Source organism: Achromobacter sp. GbtcB20, assembly GCF_019091095.1.
Classification (GTDB): domain Bacteria; phylum Pseudomonadota; class Gammaproteobacteria; order Burkholderiales; family Burkholderiaceae_B; genus Achromobacter; species Achromobacter mucicolens.
Window position 1 is genome coordinate 1 of the sequence record NZ_JAGXJZ010000621.1, and the last position, 260, is coordinate 260.

Annotated in this window: 1 pseudogene; it reads right to left on the bottom strand. The window is 73.5% G+C overall.

Annotation, left to right across the window (positions count from 1 at the left end):
- Positions 1–138 (bottom strand): annotated as a pseudogene (gene pdxA / locus KVT32_RS32410) (4-hydroxythreonine-4-phosphate dehydrogenase); the annotation flags it as partial.
- Positions 139–260 lie beyond the last annotated feature (122 nt).

The following is a 260-nucleotide window of genomic DNA, read 5'->3' on the forward strand; positions in this document are numbered from 1 at the left end:
GGCGGCGTCGCCGACCAGCACGCAATTGGCCGCCTCGCGCAGCGCCCAGGCCGCGCGGATCGAGATCTCCGGGCCGATGCCGGCCGGCTCGCCGACCGTGAGCGCCAGGGTCGGGCGCACTGCCTGCGGCGCGGCCATGGGCTTACTGCTCCTCGCGATACTCGACGTAGGCGCGGTCGCGCACCTGGCGCGACCAGTCCTCGAAGGCTTCGCCCAGCTTACGCTCGCGGATGATGGCGCGCGCGCGGTTGCGTTCCTTC